This is a genomic window from Kordiimonas aestuarii (genome assembly GCF_025574465.1).
GTDB lineage: Bacteria > Pseudomonadota > Alphaproteobacteria > Sphingomonadales > Kordiimonadaceae > Kordiimonas > Kordiimonas aestuarii.
This window is the reverse complement of the sequence record NZ_JAOBPP010000019.1, coordinates 234038-255382: the sequence shown is the minus strand read 5'-3', so window position 1 is coordinate 255382 and position 21345 is coordinate 234038. Positions and strand designations below refer to the sequence as shown.

The 21345-nt window shown below is 55.6% G+C and carries 23 protein-coding genes; 11 read left to right on the top strand and 12 right to left on the bottom strand.

The features are described from left to right. The first annotated feature begins 59 nt into the window (after positions 1-59). The 6 genes from OEU85_RS08630 (at position 60) to OEU85_RS08605 (ending at position 5281) form a co-directional block, all read left to right on the top strand. Complete coding sequence (locus tag OEU85_RS08630; protein ID WP_262691075.1) at positions 60-605, top strand: hypothetical protein; 546 nt, start codon at positions 60-62, stop codon at positions 603-605. A gap of 54 nt (positions 606-659) precedes the next feature. Further along, positions 660-1148, top strand: a complete 489-nt coding sequence (locus OEU85_RS08625; protein WP_262691074.1) for an energy transducer TonB — start codon at positions 660-662, stop codon at positions 1146-1148. Between the two features lie 225 nt (positions 1149-1373). Then, the gene (locus OEU85_RS08620) at positions 1374-2450 is read left to right on the top strand and encodes an energy transducer TonB (RefSeq protein ID WP_262691073.1); all 1077 of its coding nucleotides are present in this window, start codon (positions 1374-1376) and stop codon (positions 2448-2450) included. 90 nt (positions 2451-2540) lie between these two features. Then, on the top strand, positions 2541-4049 hold the full coding sequence (locus OEU85_RS08615) for an alanine/glycine:cation symporter family protein (protein ID WP_262691072.1): 1509 nt from the start codon (positions 2541-2543) through the stop codon (positions 4047-4049). A 15-nt stretch (positions 4050-4064) separates the two neighbouring features. After that, positions 4065-4553 (top strand): nuclear transport factor 2 family protein, encoded by a 489-nt coding sequence (locus OEU85_RS08610; RefSeq protein WP_262691071.1) that lies wholly within the window; start codon positions 4065-4067, stop codon positions 4551-4553. Positions 4554-4642: 89 nt separating this feature from the next. Next, positions 4643-5281: a PAS domain-containing protein gene (locus OEU85_RS08605; RefSeq protein ID WP_262691070.1), complete on the top strand. Its 639-nt coding sequence runs from the start codon at positions 4643-4645 to the stop codon at positions 5279-5281. A 43-nt stretch (positions 5282-5324) separates the two neighbouring features. Here OEU85_RS08605 and OEU85_RS08600 read toward each other — a convergent pair whose 3' ends face one another. Continuing rightward, a complete protein-coding gene (locus OEU85_RS08600) occupies positions 5325-6122 on the bottom strand; it encodes an SDR family oxidoreductase (RefSeq protein ID WP_262691069.1) in 798 nt (265 codons plus the stop codon). A gap of 119 nt (positions 6123-6241) precedes the next feature. Between OEU85_RS08600 and OEU85_RS08595 the strand changes: the two genes are divergently transcribed. Continuing rightward, positions 6242-7063, top strand: a complete 822-nt coding sequence (locus OEU85_RS08595) for a hypothetical protein (protein ID WP_262691068.1) — start codon at positions 6242-6244, stop codon at positions 7061-7063. Here OEU85_RS08595 and OEU85_RS08590 read toward each other — a convergent pair whose 3' ends face one another. Together OEU85_RS08590 and OEU85_RS08585 are read right to left on the bottom strand one after the other, a co-directional pair. Then, a complete protein-coding gene (locus OEU85_RS08590; protein WP_262691067.1) occupies positions 7064-7867 on the bottom strand; it encodes an enoyl-CoA hydratase/isomerase family protein in 804 nt (267 codons plus the stop codon). It abuts the gene before it with no gap. Between the two features lie 9 nt (positions 7868-7876). Next, positions 7877-8569, bottom strand: coding sequence for an SOS response-associated peptidase (locus tag OEU85_RS08585; protein WP_262691066.1), 693 nt, complete (start codon positions 8567-8569; stop codon positions 7877-7879). 75 nt (positions 8570-8644) lie between these two features. Here OEU85_RS08585 and OEU85_RS08580 point away from each other — a divergent pair, with 75 nt between their 5' ends. Then, entirely contained in the window at positions 8645-9097 is a 453-nt protein-coding gene (locus OEU85_RS08580; RefSeq protein ID WP_262691065.1) for an NUDIX hydrolase, read from the top strand. Then, positions 9090-9302 carry a DUF2842 domain-containing protein gene (locus tag OEU85_RS08575; protein WP_262691064.1) on the top strand — a complete coding sequence of 71 codons (213 nt, stop codon included), beginning with the start codon at positions 9090-9092 and terminating at the stop codon, positions 9300-9302. Before OEU85_RS08580 ends, OEU85_RS08575 begins: the two co-directional genes overlap by 8 nt. A 2-nt stretch (positions 9303-9304) precedes the next feature. Here the strand turns inward: OEU85_RS08575 and OEU85_RS08570 are convergent, their stop codons facing one another. From OEU85_RS08570 to OEU85_RS08555, 4 genes are all read right to left on the bottom strand, one after another. Next, the gene (locus OEU85_RS08570; RefSeq protein WP_262691063.1) at positions 9305-9718 is read right to left on the bottom strand and encodes a DUF1801 domain-containing protein; all 414 of its coding nucleotides are present in this window, start codon (positions 9716-9718) and stop codon (positions 9305-9307) included. A 7-nt stretch (positions 9719-9725) separates the two neighbouring features. After that, entirely contained in the window at positions 9726-11354 is a 1629-nt protein-coding gene (locus OEU85_RS08565; protein WP_262691062.1) for a long-chain fatty acid--CoA ligase, read from the bottom strand. A gap of 118 nt (positions 11355-11472) precedes the next feature. Beyond that, entirely contained in the window at positions 11473-11865 is a 393-nt protein-coding gene (locus tag OEU85_RS08560) for a M67 family metallopeptidase (RefSeq protein ID WP_262691190.1), read from the bottom strand. 47 nt (positions 11866-11912) lie between these two features. Further along, a complete protein-coding gene (locus OEU85_RS08555) occupies positions 11913-12374 on the bottom strand; it encodes a hypothetical protein (protein ID WP_262691061.1) in 462 nt (153 codons plus the stop codon). An 11-nt stretch (positions 12375-12385) separates the two neighbouring features. Here OEU85_RS08555 and OEU85_RS08550 point away from each other — a divergent pair, with 11 nt between their 5' ends. Continuing rightward, complete coding sequence (locus tag OEU85_RS08550) at positions 12386-13372, top strand: RluA family pseudouridine synthase (RefSeq protein ID WP_262691060.1); 987 nt, start codon at positions 12386-12388, stop codon at positions 13370-13372. Between the two features lie 106 nt (positions 13373-13478). Further along, positions 13479-14360: an RNA polymerase sigma factor RpoH gene (rpoH, locus tag OEU85_RS08545; protein ID WP_262691059.1), complete on the top strand. Its 882-nt coding sequence runs from the start codon at positions 13479-13481 to the stop codon at positions 14358-14360. A 40-nt stretch (positions 14361-14400) separates the two neighbouring features. Here the strand turns inward: rpoH and OEU85_RS08540 are convergent, their stop codons facing one another. The 5 genes from OEU85_RS08540 to serA form a co-directional block, all read right to left on the bottom strand. Further along, a complete protein-coding gene (locus tag OEU85_RS08540; protein ID WP_262691058.1) occupies positions 14401-14922 on the bottom strand; it encodes a hypothetical protein in 522 nt (173 codons plus the stop codon). 1 nt (position 14923) lies between these two features. Continuing rightward, the gene (locus tag OEU85_RS08535; protein WP_262691057.1) at positions 14924-16954 is read right to left on the bottom strand and encodes a protein kinase family protein; all 2031 of its coding nucleotides are present in this window, start codon (positions 16952-16954) and stop codon (positions 14924-14926) included. A 215-nt stretch (positions 16955-17169) separates the two neighbouring features. Beyond that, positions 17170-18462, bottom strand: coding sequence for an adenylosuccinate synthase (locus tag OEU85_RS08530; RefSeq protein ID WP_262691056.1), 1293 nt, complete (start codon positions 18460-18462; stop codon positions 17170-17172). Positions 18463-18500: 38 nt separating this feature from the next. Continuing rightward, a complete protein-coding gene (locus OEU85_RS08525; RefSeq protein ID WP_262691055.1) occupies positions 18501-19676 on the bottom strand; it encodes an ATP phosphoribosyltransferase regulatory subunit in 1176 nt (391 codons plus the stop codon). 36 nt (positions 19677-19712) lie between these two features. Continuing rightward, on the bottom strand, positions 19713-21302 hold the full coding sequence (gene serA, locus OEU85_RS08520) for a phosphoglycerate dehydrogenase (protein WP_262691054.1): 1590 nt from the start codon (positions 21300-21302) through the stop codon (positions 19713-19715). Positions 21303-21345 lie beyond the last annotated feature (43 nt).

The window sequence follows — 21345 nt, the reverse complement described above, 5'->3', positions numbered from 1 at the left end:
GTTTTCTGCATTAGATACTGTTTCATTAACAATATATTGCGCCGGGGGGAGACGATTATATGCGTACTATTTCTCGCATTATCACAACAGCAATCGTAGTAGGCGTGACCAGCGCAACATGGGCAGACGATACAAATCCCGGCACAGTGTTGCCTGCGTTCGAAGAAGCCTTCAGGCAAAGCCAATGCCAAGCATACAGGTCGGTAGAAAATGTGCTGAAAGTTCGGTTCACAGACCTTGGCTCACGGTTAGGCGCCAAACGCATCCGGCGCAAGATGAAGGCGCTCACACCAACAGAGCTGGATGCACATATCTGGCCGCTACTGCAAATCGGCCAGTTTTATGTCTGCACTGATGCGGAGAAACTTGCACTGCAGCACTATGACACACTCCTGGATACCCTTGATACCCTCCCCGAACAACAAAATGACCTGATTAGGGGGCCGCTCCATCTTTGGGCGGGGCAAGCTGCATATTTGCGTAGCAAAGAAAAACAGGCCACCATGTTTTTGGGTAAGGCTCTCGAGAGCTGCCGTCTGGTCAAAGTACCCGACAGTGCAGTCATCTGTGAAGCCAGCGCGGCGGTGCAACTGGCGCAATTGTAGATCGCAAATGAAAAGTATACCGCGGCCCATACCTCACTGGCGCATGCTGCAGCCTTGAAGCCGGAACAGGGGCCACTTCAAAGTGCCCTCACTAAAATGGCCCATGCTTTGTCCGTTCAGGCATACGAAATGCAGGGAAACACCGAAGCTTCGACGACACGGCTCAAGGCCTTGGCTTCCCACGTGCCCCCACTGGAAAAGGCAGAATATCTACCGGTTTACAAAGCTATGCCAATATGCCAGCGAGCGCTATGGCCTGCCTTAGGCGAAAACAGGGACATGTTCACTTTTGAGTTCACAATTGACGCAAACGGATATGTGAAAAATATTCAAACCGTGTTTTCGGATGGCCACAAAAAGCTAGAACAGCAGGCAATCGAGGCGCTGGGTCAATTCCGGTATACACCCCAAATGAAGGACGGCGTTTTTACTGAAACCAAAGGCACCACTTATACCTTCACATTCAACGACTTCTACAAGCAGAAGGAGGAGGACCGTTGGGGCCATGTGGTTCAAAATCGGTTGCGATATAACTACAACTGACCTAACGGGCTCCAATGGGGAAGCGCGACCACCTACCGCCCCACCAATTTATCCTTTTCTCAGATGGCTGCCTCGCCTAGGTTGTTGAGAAAGTTTCAAAACAACATGAACGATGATTTTATTGGCCTTCTGATGGATAGCAGCAACGTCTTAAGGCATCGTTTAAATGGTGATCGGCCCGTCTGGCGCTGGCTTTAAAGGCCTTTACTATATGGGGGAAACTTTATGAATATATTTGGTATTTCAGCGCTATCGGCTGTCTTGCTCATGACACCGGCAGCACACGGGTTCTCAGCCCCAGATAACCGCGCCAAATTCAGGGAAACATATCAGGCATATGAGGCGGCTATCGCGGATGGAGAACGCTCCGACGCCCGTAAGCACGCAAAGCTAGCCTACGAGCTTGGTAAAACCATTTTCGGTGTCCAAAACAAAAACACTGCAGCACTGGCCTTGAACTATGGTCGTTTGCTGGGCGGGGACGAAGCGGAGAGAGTGCTTCTTGAGGCGCTAAAGCTTCATGAGGACTTATACGGCAATGATGCCTTTGAACTCTTGGACCCCCTGATGGATATCGCTGCAGCGCACACCGGATATGGGCGGTTGGGCAAGGCCCGCCGCTATTATTCCCGCGCACTGAATATCGCGACAAAGCACAAGGGCAAGAACAACCGAGTTGTCGGTATCATCAATATGGAAATTGGCCAGGTTGCGCTTTCCGAGGCACAATCAAAGGAGGCTATTCGCTACCTAAAACACGCTGAGAAAATTTTTGAAACTCTGGAAGGCGAAGATGCCGAAATCCGGCTCGCCCAAACACGCTTCTGGATCGGCAAATATCGCTTGTCAGACAATAGCGAAGAGGCGGCAATCAGATCGCTTCTATCCTCACTGGAGACATTCGCCCGTGTTGCGCCAGATTCACCCATGACGCTGACCAACCACGCTTTTCTTGTGGAGGCCTATGAACGGCAGGGGAAACAAGAGCTGGCCACAAAACATTGCAGGGCAATCGGCGCAGCGAAACCGCTAGACCCGGATCAGGACTACAAACCGGTATTCAAGAAACATCCAAACTATCCACCAAAAGCCGGCGAGGGTTTTGTGATCTTGGCCATGACAGTTGATGAAAATGGATTTGTGCATGATCCCTACCTCGTGGAACACGAAGGCAGCGAAAGACTTGTACGTGCCGCACTTGATGTTGTGACCAGCTATCGCTATGCGCCACGTTTCGAAAATGGCAAGCCCGTGGCGACGAAAGATGTGAAACATCGCTTCACCTTCAGCTACGCAGACTAACCTCGAATAGGTTAAATTGTCCTTTCCTCAGCCAATTGCCTCACCTAGGCTAGCCCCAAGTATAAAATACTCTGGGGAGAGGACGTGATATTGTCCAAATGTAAGTATTGGCTGGCCGTGTCGTTGCTGGCCTTCAGTTCACCCGCCCTCGCGCAAGCTGACAGTGCATCTGATCGCGGCGGTTTCATCGGCTTTCTGGTCGATATCATCAACGGGCTGGACAGCATTGTCTTTATGTCGGTCGACATGTTCGGCGCCGATATCAAACCAATCGTGATCTGGATGGGCGCGCCCATGGTGCTGCTGACCCTCTATTTCGGCTTTGTGAACCTCACGAGCTTTGGCCGGGCGTGGCGGGTGGCGCGCGGCGATTATCATGACCCCGAAGCGGATGGGGAAGTTACCCAGTTTCAGGCTTTGTCCACAGCGCTTTCGGGCACGGTCGGGCTTGGCAATATCGCAGGGGTGGCCGCTGCGATCTCCATCGGCGGGCCGGGTGCAACTTTCTGGATGATCATCATCGGCCTTTGCGCCATGTCGCTCAAGTTCGCGGAATGCACATTGGGGGTAAAGTACCGTGTGGTCCATAACGACGGCACGGTTTCAGGCGGGCCAATGTATTATCTGAAAAACGGGTTGGCCAAGCGCGGCTGGCGGCGTACGGGCCTGATCCTCGGCTGGTCATACGCGCTGCTGGCCCTGCCCGCGCTGTTGCAGGTGGCGAGTGTCAACCAGATCTATGAAGCCATCACGGTAGTAACCCATGCGGACAGCACGCTCTATCAATGGATTTTCGGCGTGATGCTGGCAGCGTTGACCGCGGTGGTGATCATGGGCGGTATTCGCTCCATCGCGAGCGTGACAGCCAAGCTCGTGCCGCTCATGGCCCTTATCTATATTTCCGCAGCGCTGGTGATCATCCTCGGCCACATTGATCAGTTGCCAGCCGCTTTTGCCACCATCATCGCGGGAGCCATGAACCCGGAAGGCATTGCCGGCGGCATGCTGGGCGTCATCGTGATCGGCATGCAACGCGCGGTTTATTCCACCGAAGCCGGCCTTGGCTCCGCCACCATGGCGCACGCCGCCGCCAAAACCAATGAGCCGATGTCAGAGGGCATGGTTGCGCTGATGGAACCCTTCATCGATACCGTGGTTATCTGCACCATGACGGCGCTCGTTATCGTCATCACGGGGGTGTACCAGGGGTCTGAAGGTGTTGAGGGCGTTACGCTGACTGCTTCGGCATTCGGCAGCGTCATCAGTTGGTTCCCTTGGGTGCTCGCTGTCGCCGCCTTCATGTTCGGTTTTTCAACCATCATCAGTTGGGGCTATTACTCGGGCAAGATATGGGAATTCATCTTTGGCGGCAGCAAATCGTCGATGACCACCTATAAAATTGTCTATTGCACGGCAATTATCCCCGGCGCGGTGTTGACCCTCAATGAGGTCTACACCCTCATGAGCAGCCTCTTTTTCCTGATGGCGATCCCGAATATTATCGGTATCTACCTAATGGCACCTGAACTGAAAAGTGACCTTAAAAGCTATCTGTTCCGTCTTCGCACAGGCCAGGTAACCCAAAGAAATCGAGCATAAAATGGAAGGGACAACATGCGGTATCTCATTGCAGTAATTATGCTTTTTTGCGCAAACGCCACCGCGCATGCGACCGACGACGCCGACAAGGTCGCGGCCATATCCGCGACACTCGACAAATTCCATACCGCCGCTTCGACCGCAGACTGGGGCACGTATTTCGGCCTGATGAGCGAAGATGCGATTTTCCTCGGGACAGACGCAGGCGAACGCTGGGATATCCCGACTTTCAAATCATATGCCGAGCCGACAAAAGGCTGGACATATGTCATGCAGGAACGCCACATCAACCTCACGCCCGACGGCCACAGCGCTTGGTTTGACGAGTTGCTCAACAATGAAAAATACGGCACCAGTCGCGGTACCGGAATACTGATTCGCACAAATGACGGCTGGAAAATTTCGCAATACCATCTCACATTCCCGATTCCGAATGACTTGGCCGCGGGAATCACACAACAGATTCAGGTATTTGAGCAGCAGCAAAAAATGGGCCAGAATTAGGACAGCTTTCTTGTCTTGAAAGCATCACGTGTTCCCCGCATCCTTAACCTTGGTTGAGTTCCATTGGCCAACAGGAAGAGGAGGCGCCTGTGCCTATTTCCGGTGTTTTGGAGCAGTTGCTAAACTACTGGCACGAGTTGCCACGCAATCATGGCGCGAATATACCAGCGCGCCATGCCCTGAACCTAGCTGAATTACACGAACTGTTGCCCCGCATCTCATTGTTGAAACGCGTGGACAGGTTTGATGTGCAGGTCTCGATGATTGGTACAAGCGCGCCCGCACTTTGGCACAACCCGGTTACCGGCTTTAATGCATTCGACCTGACCAGCCCCGACCTGTACGAAAATACCGCCAAGCTTTACGACGCGGTACTCGAACAGCCAAGTGGCGCACATATGCTGGAAAAGGTTTATCGTCACAAGGGCCGGGATGCAGACATCGCCTCACTCTATCTGCCGCTGGCAGACAGAGACGGGGCCCCCATCTATATCATCGGCTGTTCTGTCTACCGCAAGCGCCCGGCCTATGGTCGCATTAATGACCGGCTGATACCGGACCACCAGAAAGTGTCGAGCATTGAATTCATTGACCTAGGGTACGGCAAACCGACGGTTTCATTCGAAAAGCCAGCGCGCCGCCCCAGGCCCGAGCCTGAGCTAAGATGGTGGGATCGGTTCATGCCCAGCAAACCCCGCCCAACCAAAGGCACATGGATGGATGCCTGAGTAAAATGTTCACCCGGAAAAACCATGGGTTAGGCGTTGTCGCCTAGCCCATTTTTTCAACCATTCTGAACAGCGTATTGGGGAAAAAGCGCTTTACCCACAAGGCCTTCATTTCCGCCCCCTCCCCGACCGGAATTTCTTTTTTGCCTTTCTCAAGGCCGCGCATGATGGCTTTGGCACATTTGCTGACATCCATGCCACCCGCGATATTTTTGTCCACCTTGCCAAATTCGCTGCCATCCCCCTTGAGCGCATGTGTGGCAATATTGGTGCGGATAAAGCCCGGTGTAATGGTCGTCACCTTAACCCCCTGATTGGCAACCTCCGCGCGCAGGGCGTCAAAGAATCCCATCATGGCATGCTTGGCGGCGCAATAGCCTGTGCGTTGTCTCACACCGATCTTGCCCGCGACGGACGCCGTCACCACCATGTGTCCGCGGCCTTGCTCAAGCATGACCGGCAGCACCGATTTCGTAAGCGCGATCTGGCCAAAGACATCCACTTCAAAAAGTCGGCGATAGGTTGCCATATCAGTATCCACACACAGGGAACGCTGGGAAATACCTGCATTGTTGATCAGCATGTCGATATGGCCCCTGAAGTCTTTTGCCGCCTTGGCTGCAGCCGTGACCTGAGCCTCGTCCGTCACGTCAAGAGGCAAAACAAGTACATCTGCGCCGGGAAGCCCTTTACCCACACAGGCGGCTTTCACGCGTTCCAGCTCAGCCTGCCGCCGCGCTGACAGCACCAGCGAGGCACCAGCCTCGGCAAATTCGTAAGCCAACGCTTCGCCGATACCTGACGACGCACCCGTAATCCAGATTGTTTGTCCCTTAAACACCCGAGCCTCCCTGCATTGAGTATGGATTTGATTTAGGGTAGTTATGGTCAAGTTCAAATCGGCCCCGCAGATCGGTCATTCATCCAAGCTGCGATTATCATCCATCCAAGGCGTACCTGATGCATTTTCAAACACCGACACTTGTTTCCCTGACCGGCGCTGCCTGGCGCGCCTTTCGTAACCGTACGCAGCTTTTTTTCCTACTCGCCATGCTTTCCGGCATTCTTTCCGCGTTTCTCTATCTGCCAGCAACCCAGGTTGTGGCAGAGATTCTCGTCATCCTGAACAGCAACGAGCCTGCAAACGCGGTAGCAGACGACCTTTCCGCGGCAATCAGCGAGGGCGCCCCCACCCTGTTTGTCGGGCATCTGCTTGTTACGGCTGTCACGACCTTTCTCATCGTGCCGTGGGCGCGAGCCGCCGCCCCTGGCAACCTGACACCATCAGCGGGTGGCATCGCGGCCTTCGTCCGGCGTGGCCTGCGTAGCTTCCTGCACATGATCGCGGCAAATGGCCTCACAATCCTGCTGGCGCTCGTTGGCTTGCCCCTTGCTGCCGCGCTGACAGCAAGCTTTGGCGGCCTCGGCAATGCGGTAATGATGACCGCGATCGTGCTGATGATATGGGCTGCGTTTGCCTTTACCTCACTGGCCCATCTCGCCATCGCGGCGGAGGCCCGCGACCGTAAGGACACCATTTTGACAGCGTGGAGCCGTGGTCGTTTTTTCCTGATGCCGATCACCGCGTCGCTTGCGCTGATGTTCCTCCTTGCTTTCGTGGCAGATCTGATCATCGCCCCCATCCTGCTTGCGGTGCTGCCGGAAAGCATGGGCGATATGTTTTCGATGGCATTTTCGGGCATGATCCTGTTCGCGGCATCTGCCCTTCATGTGGCGGCACTCTATATCGTGCCTGACTTCAGGGACCTGCGGCCAAGCTGATCAATCGTTCCAGCGAAAGCCTGCCGGTCGCTTTTCAAGGAAAGCACGCACGCCTTCCACGGCATCTTCCCCTTCATGGGCATCCCGAAACATCGCAGCCGCCTCATTATCATCGTCACACTGTCCATCCAGAATCTTCTGTATCAGGGTTTTGATCCCGCGCACACTGTACTGCGAAACGTCAGCCATTTGCCGCGCCAGGGCTGTGACTTTCGTGCCCAGTTCCTCCGGGATGCACAGCTCGTCAATCAAACCAATCTGCAATGCTTCCTCGGCGTCCAGTATCCGCCCCGTAAACAGCATGCTTTTCGCTTTTGAAGGCCCCACGAGATCCATCAACTGCTTGGTGTCGTTCAAGGGATAGATAAGCCCAAGTTTCGCAGGGGTGATACCAAACCGCGCCCCACGGGCCGCAATGCGCATGTCACAGTGGATGGCGATGCCGCAGCCACCGCCCATGCACGCGCCCGATATCTGCGCGATGGTGGGCTTTTTTGTCCGCGCGAGCGAGCGCTGCGCGTCCCTGATCGCTACGCGATTGCTTTCCTGCCGCGCCCTGTCCTTTGCGATAGCCTCAAGCTCCGCGATATCCGCACCGGCTGAAAAGGCAGCATCCGACGAGGAGCGGACAATAATCACCCGCACGTCGCAGTCATCATCCAGCGCTTGCGCCGCCTTGGGCAGGTCACGCCACATCGCCTCTGACATGGCGTTGCGTTTGTCTGGCCGGTTGAGAACGATGGAACCGGTAACGCCCTCTTTCTCAACATAAATTGCTCTGTTTTTGTCCTCAAAATCTGTCATGAACTGTCCTTAAAACAGGCTTGGTTGTGTTTCTTCCTCGGGCGCGCCCAAACATTCCGGCCCATTGAAGCGCACATTATTGACCCGTGCACTTACCGGCCGCCAGTGGAAGGCCGTCTCCGGCATAAAGTCAAACCCCTCCAGAAACCCGCGCGGCAGCGGGTCATGTGGCGTCAGCCATGCCTCATAATCCCTCGGTTTCACCACAAGCGGGCGTCTGTGGTGCAGGCTGGACATCGGCCCCTCCGTGGCAGCGGTCAGGATTGCCATGGTCTCAAGCCAGAAGTCACCGTTTGGGCCATGCCACACGGACCATATGCCGGCAAACGCCATCGGCTCTTCGCTCACCGGGCTGATGTAGTAGGGTTGCTTGCGGCCCGCCACGCTTTTCCATTCATACCAGCCGGAAAAGGGCACAAGACAGCGCCGTCGCTTGACGCTGGAGCGGAAGGACGGTTTTTCCTTCACTGTCTCAATACGCGCATTGATGAGCGGTTTATCACCCGGTTCTTTTTTCCATTCCGGTATAAGGCCCCACTCCACGGCGGCAACTTCCCGCTCGCCCTTTTCATCCAGCCGGATGATCAGGACGGGCTGTGTCGGCGCCACATTGAAATTTGGCGGGATGGGTGCGTCGGCACGCACATTAAAAAACCGTTCAACCGCATCGTTGGGCGTTGTAAAGACATAACGGCCGCACATAAGTTCCTTGCCTCCGGGCTTTTGAGCCCGCACATTGGGCATTCGATCAACCACCGAAGAAATAGCAAGCCCCTTATGGACGCAAGAGAAAATCCCACACGGCCGGTTATTGGCGTTGGCACGGTGATCATGGAGGGCGGCAACGTGTTGCTAATCAAGCGCGGCAAGCCCCCAAAGGCCGGTGGCTGGAGCCTGCCCGGCGGCGCGCAGGAACTGGGTGAGGCGGTCCTTGAAACCGCCCGACGCGAAGCGTTGGAGGAAACCGGGCTTGAGATCAAAGTGTTGGATTTTCTTGATGTTATCGACCTGATGGAAGAAGACGGCCATAATATCAAATATCACTATACGCTGATCGATTATCTGGCAACACCCACGGGCGGCACGCTTCAGGCCGGGTCAGATGCATCGGATGCATGCTTCTTTAGCCTTGAAGAAGCCCTTGCCCTTCCGCTATGGAGTGAAACCCGCCGCATTCTCGAACTTGCGGCGCAAACTATGGCCGCACGGGAAGGGCAAAAAAATGAATGATAACAAACCAGCCACGCGCAGCCTGTGGGGTATGCTCGCCCTTATTTCTGGCCTGACCGCCTATGCATTTCTTGCGGCAGGCATCGGCAGCATGCTCAGTGAAAGCTCGCTTGTCATACAGACCATCTATTATCTGATTGCCGGTATCCTGTGGATTTTCCCGGCCCGCAAGATCCTTGAATGGATGGGGCGCGGCCACCGCTGAGATCAGCGCTTTTCCTTTCGGGCATGGTAAGTCAACGCCAGGCTAATACAGTGCGTTAGCGGGTCAATTGGCAATGGTTCGTCTGCGCTGAACAATACCGCCCGCTTTCCCTCATAGGTCAGCCGGTCACCGTATATATCTTGGTAATCCGTAATCAGGCTGGTGCCACAATGCACGTAAAACGCTGCGGTGCCTTGCTTTGGCACACCGAGGCGGATGGTCGTGCCACTGCCGCTCTGTACCGTCAGGTAGCTCGGCTGGCGCCACTTCAAGGTTTCTGTCAACTGACCGATAGCTCTGTCGCTTGATGCCACGATAAAAATGAGTGTGCGGATTTTGTGCAGTTGTGCGCGCTCAGAATGCGCGAAAGCGGCAAACGCCGCCTCCACCTGTTTATCTTTGAACTCAGGGTTCATGGTCTTCTTACGCTTCCGGAAAGCTGTAATCCTTGAAGGTTTCCCTGAGCGTTTTCTTGGAGATTTTTCCCGTCGCGGTATGCGGCAGCTCCGTCACAACGGCGAGATCATCCGGCAACCACCATTTGGCGACTTTGTCGGCAAGGAAAGCATTCATCTCCTCGTGAGTGACGCACTGGCCTTCTTCCATCACCACGACCAGAAGCGGACGTTCGTCCCATTTTGGGTGGAAGATACCAATGACAGCAGCCTCAGCCACCTTGGGATGGGCGACAGCAGCATTTTCAAGGTCGATAGAGCTGATCCATTCCCCGCCTGACTTGATGACATCCTTCGCCCGGTCGGTGATCTGCATATAGCCATATTCGTCGATGCAGGCGACATCACCGGTGTCAAACCAGTTACCTTCTTCAAGAAGGTTACCCGCTTCGCCGCGAAAATAGCTTTCCACAACCCAGGGGCCGCGCACCATCAAACGGCCTGATGTTTTTCCGTCGCGAGGCAAGGCGTTGCCTTTGTCATCCTGAATGGACATCTCAACCCCCAGCACGGACCGGCCCTGCTTGCACTGGATATCCAGCTTCTCCTCTTCCGAAAGGCTCTGGATAGCTGCATTTTCGCTGCCCAGCGAACCAAGCGGGCTTGTTTCCGTCATGCCCCATGCGTGGTTGACGCGTACGCCATAGTCACGCTGGAAGGCTTCGATCATGCTGCGGGGCGCAGCCGAACCACCAATCGTCACCGTGGTCAGTTTCGCCATATCCTTGCCGGTTGCCTGCAGGTACTTCAGCATGCCAAGCCAGACGGTAGGCACCGCCGCCGTGACCGTAATGCCCTCTTCCACAATCAGGTTATGCAGGGTGTCCGGGTCATGATGCGGGCCGTTGAGCACCAGCTTGGCACCAGAGCCAGCCGCTGCGAACGGAATACCCCACGCGTTGGCATGAAACATCGGAACCACAGGCAGAATCACGGACGTCGATGTAATCCCCAGCGTATCGCCGGCGAGCGCCAGAAGTGTATGCAGGAAATTCGAGCGGTGCGAATAAAGAACGCCTTTAGGGTTGCCAGTTGTTCCGGATGTGTAACAAAGGCCACATGCCGTGTTTTCGTCAAACTCGGGCCAGCTATAGTTTCCGTCTTCGGCTTCAACCAGTTCCTCATAGGAAAGCGCGCCCTTCAGGCTCGTCTCCGGCATTTTGTCCTTGCCCACCATAATCACATAATGTTCGATGCTGGTGAGATGCCCGGCAATGGCTTCGATCAACGGCACGAAAGTGATGTCCAGCATCAGCACTTTGTCTTCGGCGTGGTTCATGATGTAGACAAGCTGTTCCGGGAACAGGCGCGGGTTCACCGTGTGGGTCACCGCCCCCATACCCGAGGCACCAAACCAGATTTCCATATGGCGGTGACTATTCCACGCCAGCGTGGCAACCCTGTCACCAAACTTAACGCCCAGCTTTTGCAGCGCCTGCGCGCATTTTTTTGCCCGCACCTCGTGCTCAGCATAGGTATAGCGGAATTGCCCACCTTCCGGCAGCATGGAGACAATCTCCCGCTTCGGGTGGTTGATGGCGGCATGCTCAATGAATTTCGAGACCAGCAGCGGCCAGTCTTGCATTTGTCCTAACACGTATTGCTCCCCATAAAATACTCGTGGCGGCTCTTCCCTCGGCACGCCCGGTTCCAGCGTTTCCTTGACTATAGGTCTAGAGGGCGGCTTTTCAATTGATTTGAGCGCGAAAAGCGCACTAAGACACTGTAGCCATTTCCACGCCCTGAAACAGTTGCGGATTCTTGTCGTCAGTACAGAATGCCCTCGTCTCACACTTGTCAGCAACTGCCGCAGTGATCAGCCAGATCCACCCTGCTTCAACCGAACAGGCCTTGTCTGTCTCCGACGGCTCCGCCCGACCGCTCGGATGGCTGTGCCACACGCCAATGACGTCTGCGCCCCCCGCGCGGGCAACTTTATGCAAATCAATATAAAGGCTGGGGTCTATCTCGAAGGCGGAACGCCTGTCACCGCCGGCGGTGTTGGCGCTAAAAGCAATCTCATGAATATGAAAAACGTCACCAAGCCGACGCCCAAGCATGAGGCCGCACGCCTCCTCAGGCAGGCGCGCGCGGGCCTCCTGCTCCAGCCGACTTATGATGCCGGGCGCAACAAGGGCAGAGGCCTTGGCGGCGCTCAGGGAACTTTGACCTGTGTTTGACGCCCGCTGGAACGATCCAGCAAGATAACGAGATCTCCTCCGGCACCATCACGGAAGTGAAAAATCAGCTCTCGGGCGTTACCGGTCACCGACATAAGTTCGCTGCCTTCCGGGCGCATCACGTGATAGTCTCCAGCGGCAAGCGCACCGGCCGCCATATCCGGCACGGCCTCCATAGCAGCAATCGGTGTATCCCCAGCAGGCTTCTCAAGCTCCATCAGGCTCTCAGCCGCCCGGTTTGCTATAGCGTAGACCACAAAAGCAAACAAGGCGACCAGCACAAGCCCCAGGACCAATACGATTGTTTTGAGGCCCCGATGTTGATCCGCCACAGTGCTTAATTCCTCGCCGAGCTGCTGCATGTTGCCGCTTTCATCAAACCCCTGATTTTCAGAAGGGTTAATCTCGGACGTGACTTTTTTGTCTTCCGCCATCATAAGATGTCTCCATGAGCGACATGTTTCAAATAACCGTTGATACCGAACAAGCTGGCTTTCGCCTCGATAAGCTTCTGGCATCTGCCTTGCCTGACCTGTCAAGGTCACGCCTGCAAGCACTGATCAAGGAAGGTCAGGTGGCGCTTGTTGGCACACCGGGCACAATAAAGAGCCCGTCCCGTTCGGTCAAACCAGGTGAAGTGTTTAGCGTAAATATTCCCATGCCGGAAGAGGCGATACCGGCAGCGCAGGATATCCCGCTGGATGTGATCTTCGAGGATGAGCACCTGATCGTCATCAACAAGCCGGCGGGCATGGTCGTGCACCCTGCCCCCGGCAGCCCGGACGGGACGCTTGTAAATGCGCTTTTGCATCACTGCGCTGGCAGCCTGAGCGGCATTGGTGGCGTCAAGCGCCCCGGCATCGTGCACCGTATCGACAAGGAAACCAGCGGCCTCCTGATCATGGCCAAACATGACAAGGCGCACAACGGCCTTGCGGAACAATTCGCCGATCATTCCATTGAGCGGCTCTACAGTGCTGTCTGTAAAGGTCATCCGGTGCCGCCCTCAGGTCGCATTGAGGGCAATATCGCCCGGCATCCGGTAGACCGCAAGCGCATGGCCGTAACGAAGAGCGGCGGCAAATGGGCCGCAACCCACTATCGCACCATCAAACATTACCAACAGGCGGGTACGCCGCTGGCAAGCCTGATTGAATGCCAGCTTGAAACGGGGCGCACCCATCAGGTGCGGGTGCATATGGCCCACATCGGCCACCCCCTTGTTGGCGATCCGGTTTATGCGCGAGCCGGTAGGATTTCTGGTAAAATCAAAGGGCGGGCACGGGACGCCCTCGCAGCGTTTAAACGGCAGGCACTGCATGCCCGCGTGCTTGGTTTTTTGCATCCGATAACCGGTGAGCGGTTTAAATTCGAAAGCGAATTACCATATGACATGAAAGAAATGCTGGAAGCGCTCGACCGGTACGCGGTTTAGTGCAACTGGTATTTCTGCATGTTTGACACAGTGTATTGTTCTATTTTATTATATCAGCACGATATATCAATAAAATCGGGCACAAAGCCCGGGGCGAGGATCGATAATGAGCAATCTCAGTAATCTGCCAACACTTTCGCCAGAAGGTAGTCTTAGCCAGTATCTGCAGGACATCCGCAAATTCCCCATGCTTGAAGCCAATGAGGAATATATGCTGGCCAAAGCCTGGGCCGAACACAAGGACCGCAAGGCAGCCCATAAACTGGTCACCAGCCATTTGCGCCTTGTTGCCAAGATTGCGATGGGTTACCGAGGGTATGGCTTGCCGGTGGCTGACCTCATCGCAGAGGGCAACGTCGGCATGATGCAGGCTGTGAAACGGTTTGACGCAGAAAAAGGCTTCCGCCTTGCCACTTACGCCATGTGGTGGATCAGGGCTGCCATTCAGGAATATATCCTGCGCAGCTGGTCACTGGTGAAAATCGGCACGACCGCGGCCCAGAAAAAACTGTTCTTCAACCTGCGCCGCCTCAAGGGCCAGATCGAGGCGATCGAGGAAGGTGATCTGCTACCAGAGCATGTCACAAAGATTGCAGAAAAGCTGGATGTGCCCGAAACGGATGTCGTGAATATGAACCGCCGTATGTCCGCGATGGATCACTCCCTGAATGCGCCGCTGCGAGCTGATGCCGAGGGTGAATGGCAGGATTGGCTGGTAGACGATGCCCCTGATCAGGAAACACTGGTTGCCGAGAAGGAAGAGCACACCAACCGCCTGACCCTGCTGCAGGATGCCATGGAGGACCTTAACGAACGCGAACGTCATATCCTGAACGAACGCCGCCTGGCAGAACCGCCAAAAACGCTTGAAGAGCTGAGCCAGGAATATGGTGTTAGCCGCGAACGGGTTCGGCAAATTGAAGTGCGCGCATTTGAAAAAGTGCAAAAGGCCATGAAACAGGCCGCTGCCAATATGGCACGGAACTAATACCGCGCATTATTACTGCTAACACATGCGAGGCCGGGCATCAGGTCCGGCCACCACGCTTCCCTTGTGCCCACGCGGGCTCATCGCCCTCACTGCCCGGATCGCCGAGGACCTCGGGGCCCCATAGCTCCAGCAAGGCTTGTCTTTGCTGTGCAATGGTCTTTAGCTTATCCTGCGCCATCACCTGAAGGATTTGTGCGGCCACCATCGGCCCAACATAAATCAGGGCATATCCAATAGCGGCAGAGCCAAACATCGCGACGAGATTGATCGGATCACTAACGATCATGGAGAAATCCCGCGGTCGGCTCCAGACCTGCATCGCAAAGGGGATGATGCCTGCGATGTTGGAGAAGCCTACACACTGTAGCTTTTCTGTTTTGTGCACCCCTTTGCCGGTGACCCCAAGCACCAGTGACGGCGCCAGCCCCACAAGGAACAGAACCGACACCTGCCAGCTAAAGAGTGCAAGGGCGACAAGAGCAATAAACAGTAGCGGCAGGAAACCGTTCATCTCCTGCTGAGGGCGACGACGCCTCATTTTCATTGGTTTTTTCGCCACATCAGCCTCCCGGGAAGAATGTCATGAAACCGATCAACGCCATGGCTGCGAAAGCAACCCAGCGGCTGCCGCGCAACCCTCTGTTGCGGGCATCTGTATCTGTCGGCAGAACCTTACGGCTAAACCTCGTCTTCTCTTTCTCAAGCTTCATGATCGCACTACGCGCCTGTGCAAACTCTCGCGCGTCCTCTGCCTGAATGCGAACCATGTTCACTTCGGAGGTCAACTTGGAAATATCCCCCCCTTTTTTGACTTTTTCCAGCAACTGCTGCACCCGCTCGCGGCGCTTCTTGTTGCGTAATCCCTTCACCGCCGGGGTCAGCCCCTCAACCAGTTTTTCTGTCAAATGCGGTAAGGATTCCAGTTTGAACCGCCGCTGCAACATGCCAAAAAACTCAGCCGACAGACTGTTAAATCGCGCAGGATCATTCTGCGCGGCCGCAAGTTTATTGAATTCGCGCTCAAGATCTGTTCCGTGTGCCGCACAAAATGCCGCCACGTGCCTATCAAGGAGGATGTTTTTGGCTCCACCTGTTGCGGACAGACGATCAAGCGCGCGCATCATCTGCTTGATAGAGCCAATCCACACATTGCTGAAGCGCTGGCTAATACATGGCAGGATGGGGTTCAGGCCATAAAGTACCCGCTCCATCCCGCGGCCGAGTTGCTTGCTGCCTGCCAGCGGAATGAAAGGTCTTACCTCCCTCACCTGTCCGAGGAACTTCGGATTTCGTTCGCTACATATCTCTCCCAAAGCGTTCAGGAAGCGCTCATCCAGAATCTCCAGAATTATCCCAAGAAGGTCGCGGTCATCGCGCGCAAAGGCATCCGTCACCATCGAAGGCAAGCCATCCAGAATTAACGAATATCCTTTGTAGTGGATAGGGCCGGTGGGGTGCATGAACATGCAAACCCGTGTGACCATCTTGTAGTCGTCAGGCCGCGTACCGCCCAAACCGCTATCCGTCGACACTTTCAATACCTGCTCAAGGCGCTCGGTCAAAATCTCGTCGCGGAAGGAGAGCTGAACCCAAGCCGGAAAGTCCAGACTTTTTAGGAAGTTAGCGGCCTCACGAGGGTCTCGCGCAAAAGCGTCGGCAAGCAGGCGCCTGTCAACATAAGCAACGCCTTTAAAATTGGTCGGCCGGTTCATTGACCAGGCCCGCATGCTGGTACGCTTCGGTTTGCCCACGCCTTCAAACCAGTCCAGCACATCCTCAGCCGACCAGCGCTCTTCCAGTTCATCCGCCATCAGGCCGCGCACCAGGGTACCAAGCGCACCGGGAATGTCACGTCCACCGCCCAAGGCCCAGAAAGAGCCCTGATTAATACGTGCCATCAACATGCTGTCACGGTCCCGTCCGCGCCATAGCTGCTCGCCAAAATAGAGGCTCTGCAGGGCAGCGCCTAACTGGTAGAAATCACAACTGGCGTCACCGTTCCCGCGCGCGGTTTCGTGTGCAAGCGCAACCTCAAGCGTCTCCAGTGCGAAGGGCTGTTTGTAGCCGGGCGGCGCGCTGTAGCATTCGCCTAGGCACACTTCCTCGCTATCATTGGAGACAAAATACATATTTGTCGGCAGGATGGAGCGATGGGTAAAACCGCGTTTATGTAAGGCTGCAACGGCCTTGAGTGCCGACAGCACCACGCTTTGACGCAGGCGGTTCGTATTCACACGAGGGTTTACCCGACCGTCCGGCCCAAAAAGAGCCCCTCCAGAAGGGCGTTCAAATATCGTTACCAAACGCTGACGGCGGCCACCTTGATCCACCGTCATCAACCCTCTGTCGACAGGATTAACAACGTTGGAGACCGGGCGCGCTTTCAAGCTACGGTAAATATCATTCCGCATTGGTATGGTCGGATGATGAATCAGCGCATAAATTTCTTTTCCAGGACGCTCCTTATCGGAAGCCTTGAAGGCATCACCACCAAAGGTCGTGAATTCGGTCAGCGGTGCCGAAAAATCAACGACATACCGCTCTCCAAAGGCGCTTTGCCCATCCGGAACTGGTGCGATATCGCCGCTCAAATAACCTTCCCCTTAGTGAATATTCCATGGCCCACCAACCAACCAACGCTGCGAGCCATTTTTATTATTGCCATAGCAATAATGGCTTTTGGTTAACAAATTTGAATCATTCGTGAGAAATTAGCAACCCGAAACAAAAAAAATGCCGCTTCTCCGGGGAGTTAGCGGCATTCTTGCTGCATTTTTGTCACTTCCGCAACGGCGGAAATCATTCGTTAGTCAAGGAATGGGTCGCGAACCAGAATGGTGTCGTTGCGCTCCGGACTTGTGGACAATAGGGCAACCGGCACGCCGATCAATTCCTCGACACGGCGCACATACTTGACGGCAGTCGCTGGAAGGTCCGCCCAGCTTCGCGCGCCAAAAGTGCTTTCCTGCCAACCTTCAAGGGTCTCGTAAACCGGCTCAACAGCGGCCTGATCTTCCATGCCATAGGGCAAGTAGTCAATCGTTTCGCCATTGTGCTTATAGCCGATACAGACCTTGATTTCCTTAAGGCCGTCGAGCACGTCCAGCTTCGTCAGCGCGATACCGTCCACACCGCCAATCGTCAGGCTTTGGCGTACCAGCACCGCATCAAACCAGCCACAACGGCGCGAGCGACCAGTAACGGTGCCAAATTCATGGCCCCGTTCGCCGAGGCGCTTGCCAATTTCATCATTCAGTTCGGTCGGAAAAGGCCCGGAGCCAACACGGGTGGTGTAGGCCTTGGTAATACCAAGCACATAGTTGAGGGCACGGGCACCAAGGCCGGAACCACCTGCCGCCTGCCCCGCGATGGTGTTCGAGGAAGTTACAAACGGGTATGTCCCATGGTCCACATCCAGAAGTGTGCCTTGTGCCCCCTCGAACAGGATGCGCTTGCCCGCTTTTGTCGCCGCATCCAGCGTGCGCCAGACATTGGTCATATACGGCAGGATTTGGGGCGCCAGTTCCATTAACTGATCAGCCACTTCCTTGGCGCTGAACTCCTCATGACCAAGGCCACGGCGTACCGCGTTATGGTGCGTCAGCGCTACGTCAAGACGGGCTTCGATCATCTCGCGCGATTGCAGGTCGCAAACACGCAGCGCACGACGGCCAACCTTGTCTTCGTAGGCCGGGCCGATACCGCGACGGGTCGTGCCGATTTTCACGCCTGTCGTGGCGTCCTCGCGGATGGCGTCAAGCTCGCGGTGATACGGCATGATAAGGGTTGCGTTTGCAGCAATCTGGAAACTGTCAGGCGAGATATCGACACCCTGCCCGCGCAGCTTTTCCATCTCGGACAACAGCGCCCAGGGGTCAATGACAACACCGTTGCCGATGACGCTGGTTTTGCCACCACGTACAATACCCGAAGGCAACAGGGAAAGCTTATAGACAGTGCCGTCGACAACGAGCGTGTGGCCTGCGTTGTGGCCACCCTGGAAGCGCACGACAACATCTGCGCGCTCAGAGAGCCAATCAACGATTTTGCCTTTGCCCTCGTCGCCCCACTGCGAGCCAACAACAACAACGTTGCCCATGCGAAATCCCCTTCTTGGAATCTGTAAAAAACGAGCTTTTAAACGGCCTTGATCTGATCATCAAGGAAGATATGGCTGCAACCCAGACGAACAGCTTCCTCTCTGGCGTCCGGCTCTGCCGCCAAAGCCTGCACCGTGCGCCAGCCTTCGCCCCGTAGCCTCCCCCCCACACTAGCCTCAACCCCATGGGGTAAATAGACTTTTTGAGCTGCTGCCGCCTCAGGCAAAGCCTTCATCAGGCTGTCAAGATAGACCGAAAAGCCGGTCGCTTCTTCCTCATGCCCGTCAGGGTGTGTAACCAGATAGCGCCCGCCACGGCCCAGTTCGCCTTCCCCGCCCTTAGAGAAAAGCGCGAATCCGATCCCTGATTTATACTCAAAGCCATGGCTTTCGCATGGGTCAATTGTAACGGACAGGCTTGGAAACCGTTCCACAATCATATCGAGCAGCCGCCCAAGACGCGCCACCAGTTTACCCGGCGTGCCCTTGAGTTCAAGACCACGCAGCAACTTCACCGCCCGCGCGCCAGGGCCCGTTGCATTCAACAACACTTCAAATTCGTCGCGTGCCGCGCCATCAAGCGCCGCCAGCGCGCCAATGTCCTTGGCGTCAAGCGCCTCGAACACCATCGCGCGCACATCGCCGGTCAACTTATGGGCATCACACATTTGTGCGACAAGCGGTGCAATGGTCAGGTCCAGCGAGATATCAGTAAGGCCAACTGCTTCAAGAGCTTCCACCGCCAGTATGACCACTTCAAGTTCTGCCTCGAGGCTGGGAGCGCCAACAAGCTCCACCCCGGCCTGAACAAACTGACGGTCCGGCCGCATCTGGCTGCCCTTGGTACGCAACACGTTACCGGTGTAGGCAAGGCGCAAGGGACGCGGTGCATCTGTCAGCCGCGTCGCGGCAAGACGGGCCATCTGGATGGTCATGTCTGCGCGAATCGCCATCATGCGCTGGGTGTCCGGATCCATCAGGCGGAAAAGCTGTTTCGCCCGCGAAGCACCCGGCCCCACAAGCAGGCTGTCTTCATATTCCACCAGCGGCGGCGACACCCTGTCGTATCCATGAGAAAGGAAGCTATCCACAAGACCGCGCACCAAAGCGGCTTCCTGCTCAGCCTTTGGGCTCAACTGGTCACGAAATCCTTCCGGCAACAAAGCCTGACGGGCATAAGCTGAGCCCGTCATCTGTTGTCTGGGACCGTTCATGGGTCCGCTCCCTTTCTCTGTTATTTACATCAAACCTTATTTGTCTGCCCGAAAGGACAGCCGTTTTGCCTGACGTACATGGGCGAGCGCGGACACTTGGTCAAGTACAATATCCTTGAGCGGCACGTCCACTGCAACAAGCGCCACCGCTTCCTCGCCTTCGATACGGCGCCCAAGCGCGAACGTCGCGATGTTGACACCATTGTAGCCGAGGAGCGAGCCTAGGGCACCGATGAAACCCGGTTTGTCGTCGTTCACAACATACAGCATATTTGGCGCGAGCTCCGCCTCAAGCCTGACACCGTTAACCTCAACGATCCGTGGCATGCGGTCGGCAAACAAGGTGCCGGATACCGTACGGGTGCGCTTCTCGGTTTCTACCGTCAGCTTGATGCCTGTGTGATAGTCACCCTCGCGGTCATGTTTGACCTCTGTCACCTGCACACCACGTTCTTTGGCGATAACCGGCGCATTGACCATGTTCACGCTATCCATGAGTGGCGACAATAGGCCTTCAAGCACGACGGCTGTCAGCGGCTTGGTGTTGAGGCCCGAGACATGACCTTCATACTCGATCACGATGCGCTTGAGACCATGTTCGGTCAGTTGGCCTGCAAACCCGCCAATCTCTTCGGCAAGCTTCATGTAGGGCTGCAGTTTTGGCGCGTCCTCGGCGCTGACGGATGGCATGTTAAGCGCATTGGTCACAGCGCCTGTCAGCAGATAGTCTGACATCTGCTCCGCCACCTGAAGTGCCACATTTACCTGTGCTTCGGTGGTGGATGCACCAAGGTGCGGCGTACAGATCACATTGTCATGGCCAAAAAGCGGGTTTTCTGTCGCTGGCTCAACCTCAAACACGTCCAGCGCGGCACCGGCGACCTTGCCGCTTTTCAATGCTTCAAGAAGCGCCACCTCATCAACAAGGCCACCACGGGCGCAGTTCACGATACGCACGCCGTCTTTCATCTTCCCGAAGGCGTCCTTACCCACGATACCGCGCGTCTGATCCGTCAGTGGTGTGTGCAAAGTCAGCACATCCGCGCGGGCAAAAACCTCATCAAGTTCGGCCTTTGCCACGCCAAGATCGGCGGCACGCTCTGGCGCGAGAAAGGGATCGAAGGCAACCACTTTCATCTTGAGGCCAAGCGCACGCTCCGCCACGACGGAACCGATGTTGCCGCAGCCGATAAGGCCAAGTGTTTTGCCTGTCAGCTCAACACCCATGAATTTGGATTTTTCCCATTTACCAGCATGTGTGGACGCGTTGGCCTGCGGGATCTGGCGCGCAAGCGCCATCATCATGGCAATGGCGTGTTCGGCCGTTGTGATGGAGTTGCCGAACGGCGTGTTCATCACCACCACACCGGCGTTGGTAGCCGCAGGCACATCAACATTGTCCACCCCGATGCCGGCACGGCCAATAACCTTCAGCTTTTTCGCGGCTTCCAGCACCTTTGGTGTCACCTTGGTGGACGACCGGATAGCAAGACCGTCATAGTCACCGATGATCTTCAGCAATTGGTCCTTGTCGAGGCCGGGCTTATAGTCAACGTCAACGCCAGCGTCCTTGAACGTTTTTTCCGCAAGCGGGCTCATTTTGTCGGAAATCAGCACTTTTGGCATGATCATTCCTTCTCTGTCTTTTGAAATCTGGAATTTGGCGGGG

Coding starts and splice junctions, on each gene's coding strand:
- OEU85_RS08630 (WP_262691075.1), top strand. CDS start 60: ATGCGTACTATTTCTCGCATTATCACAACAGCAATCGTAGTAGGCGTG.
- OEU85_RS08620 (WP_262691073.1), top strand. CDS start 1,374: ATGAATATATTTGGTATTTCAGCGCTATCGGCTGTCTTGCTCATGACA.
- OEU85_RS08610 (WP_262691071.1), top strand. CDS start 4,065: ATGCGGTATCTCATTGCAGTAATTATGCTTTTTTGCGCAAACGCCACC.
- OEU85_RS08595 (WP_262691068.1), top strand. CDS start 6,242: ATGCATTTTCAAACACCGACACTTGTTTCCCTGACCGGCGCTGCCTGG.
- OEU85_RS08590 (WP_262691067.1), bottom strand. CDS start 7,867: ATGACAGATTTTGAGGACAAAAACAGAGCAATTTATGTTGAGAAAGAG.
- OEU85_RS08585 (WP_262691066.1), bottom strand. CDS start 8,569: ATGTGCGGCCGTTATGTCTTTACAACGCCCAACGATGCGGTTGAACGG.
- OEU85_RS08580 (WP_262691065.1), top strand. CDS start 8,645: ATGGACGCAAGAGAAAATCCCACACGGCCGGTTATTGGCGTTGGCACG.
- OEU85_RS08575 (WP_262691064.1), top strand. CDS start 9,090: ATGAATGATAACAAACCAGCCACGCGCAGCCTGTGGGGTATGCTCGCC.
- OEU85_RS08570 (WP_262691063.1), bottom strand. CDS start 9,718: ATGAACCCTGAGTTCAAAGATAAACAGGTGGAGGCGGCGTTTGCCGCT.
- OEU85_RS08555 (WP_262691061.1), bottom strand. CDS start 12,374: ATGATGGCGGAAGACAAAAAAGTCACGTCCGAGATTAACCCTTCTGAA.
- OEU85_RS08550 (WP_262691060.1), top strand. CDS start 12,386: ATGAGCGACATGTTTCAAATAACCGTTGATACCGAACAAGCTGGCTTT.
- rpoH (WP_262691059.1), top strand. CDS start 13,479: ATGAGCAATCTCAGTAATCTGCCAACACTTTCGCCAGAAGGTAGTCTT.
- OEU85_RS08530 (WP_262691056.1), bottom strand. CDS start 18,462: ATGGGCAACGTTGTTGTTGTTGGCTCGCAGTGGGGCGACGAGGGCAAA.
- OEU85_RS08525 (WP_262691055.1), bottom strand. CDS start 19,676: ATGAACGGTCCCAGACAACAGATGACGGGCTCAGCTTATGCCCGTCAG.
- serA (WP_262691054.1), bottom strand. CDS start 21,302: ATGCCAAAAGTGCTGATTTCCGACAAAATGAGCCCGCTTGCGGAAAAA.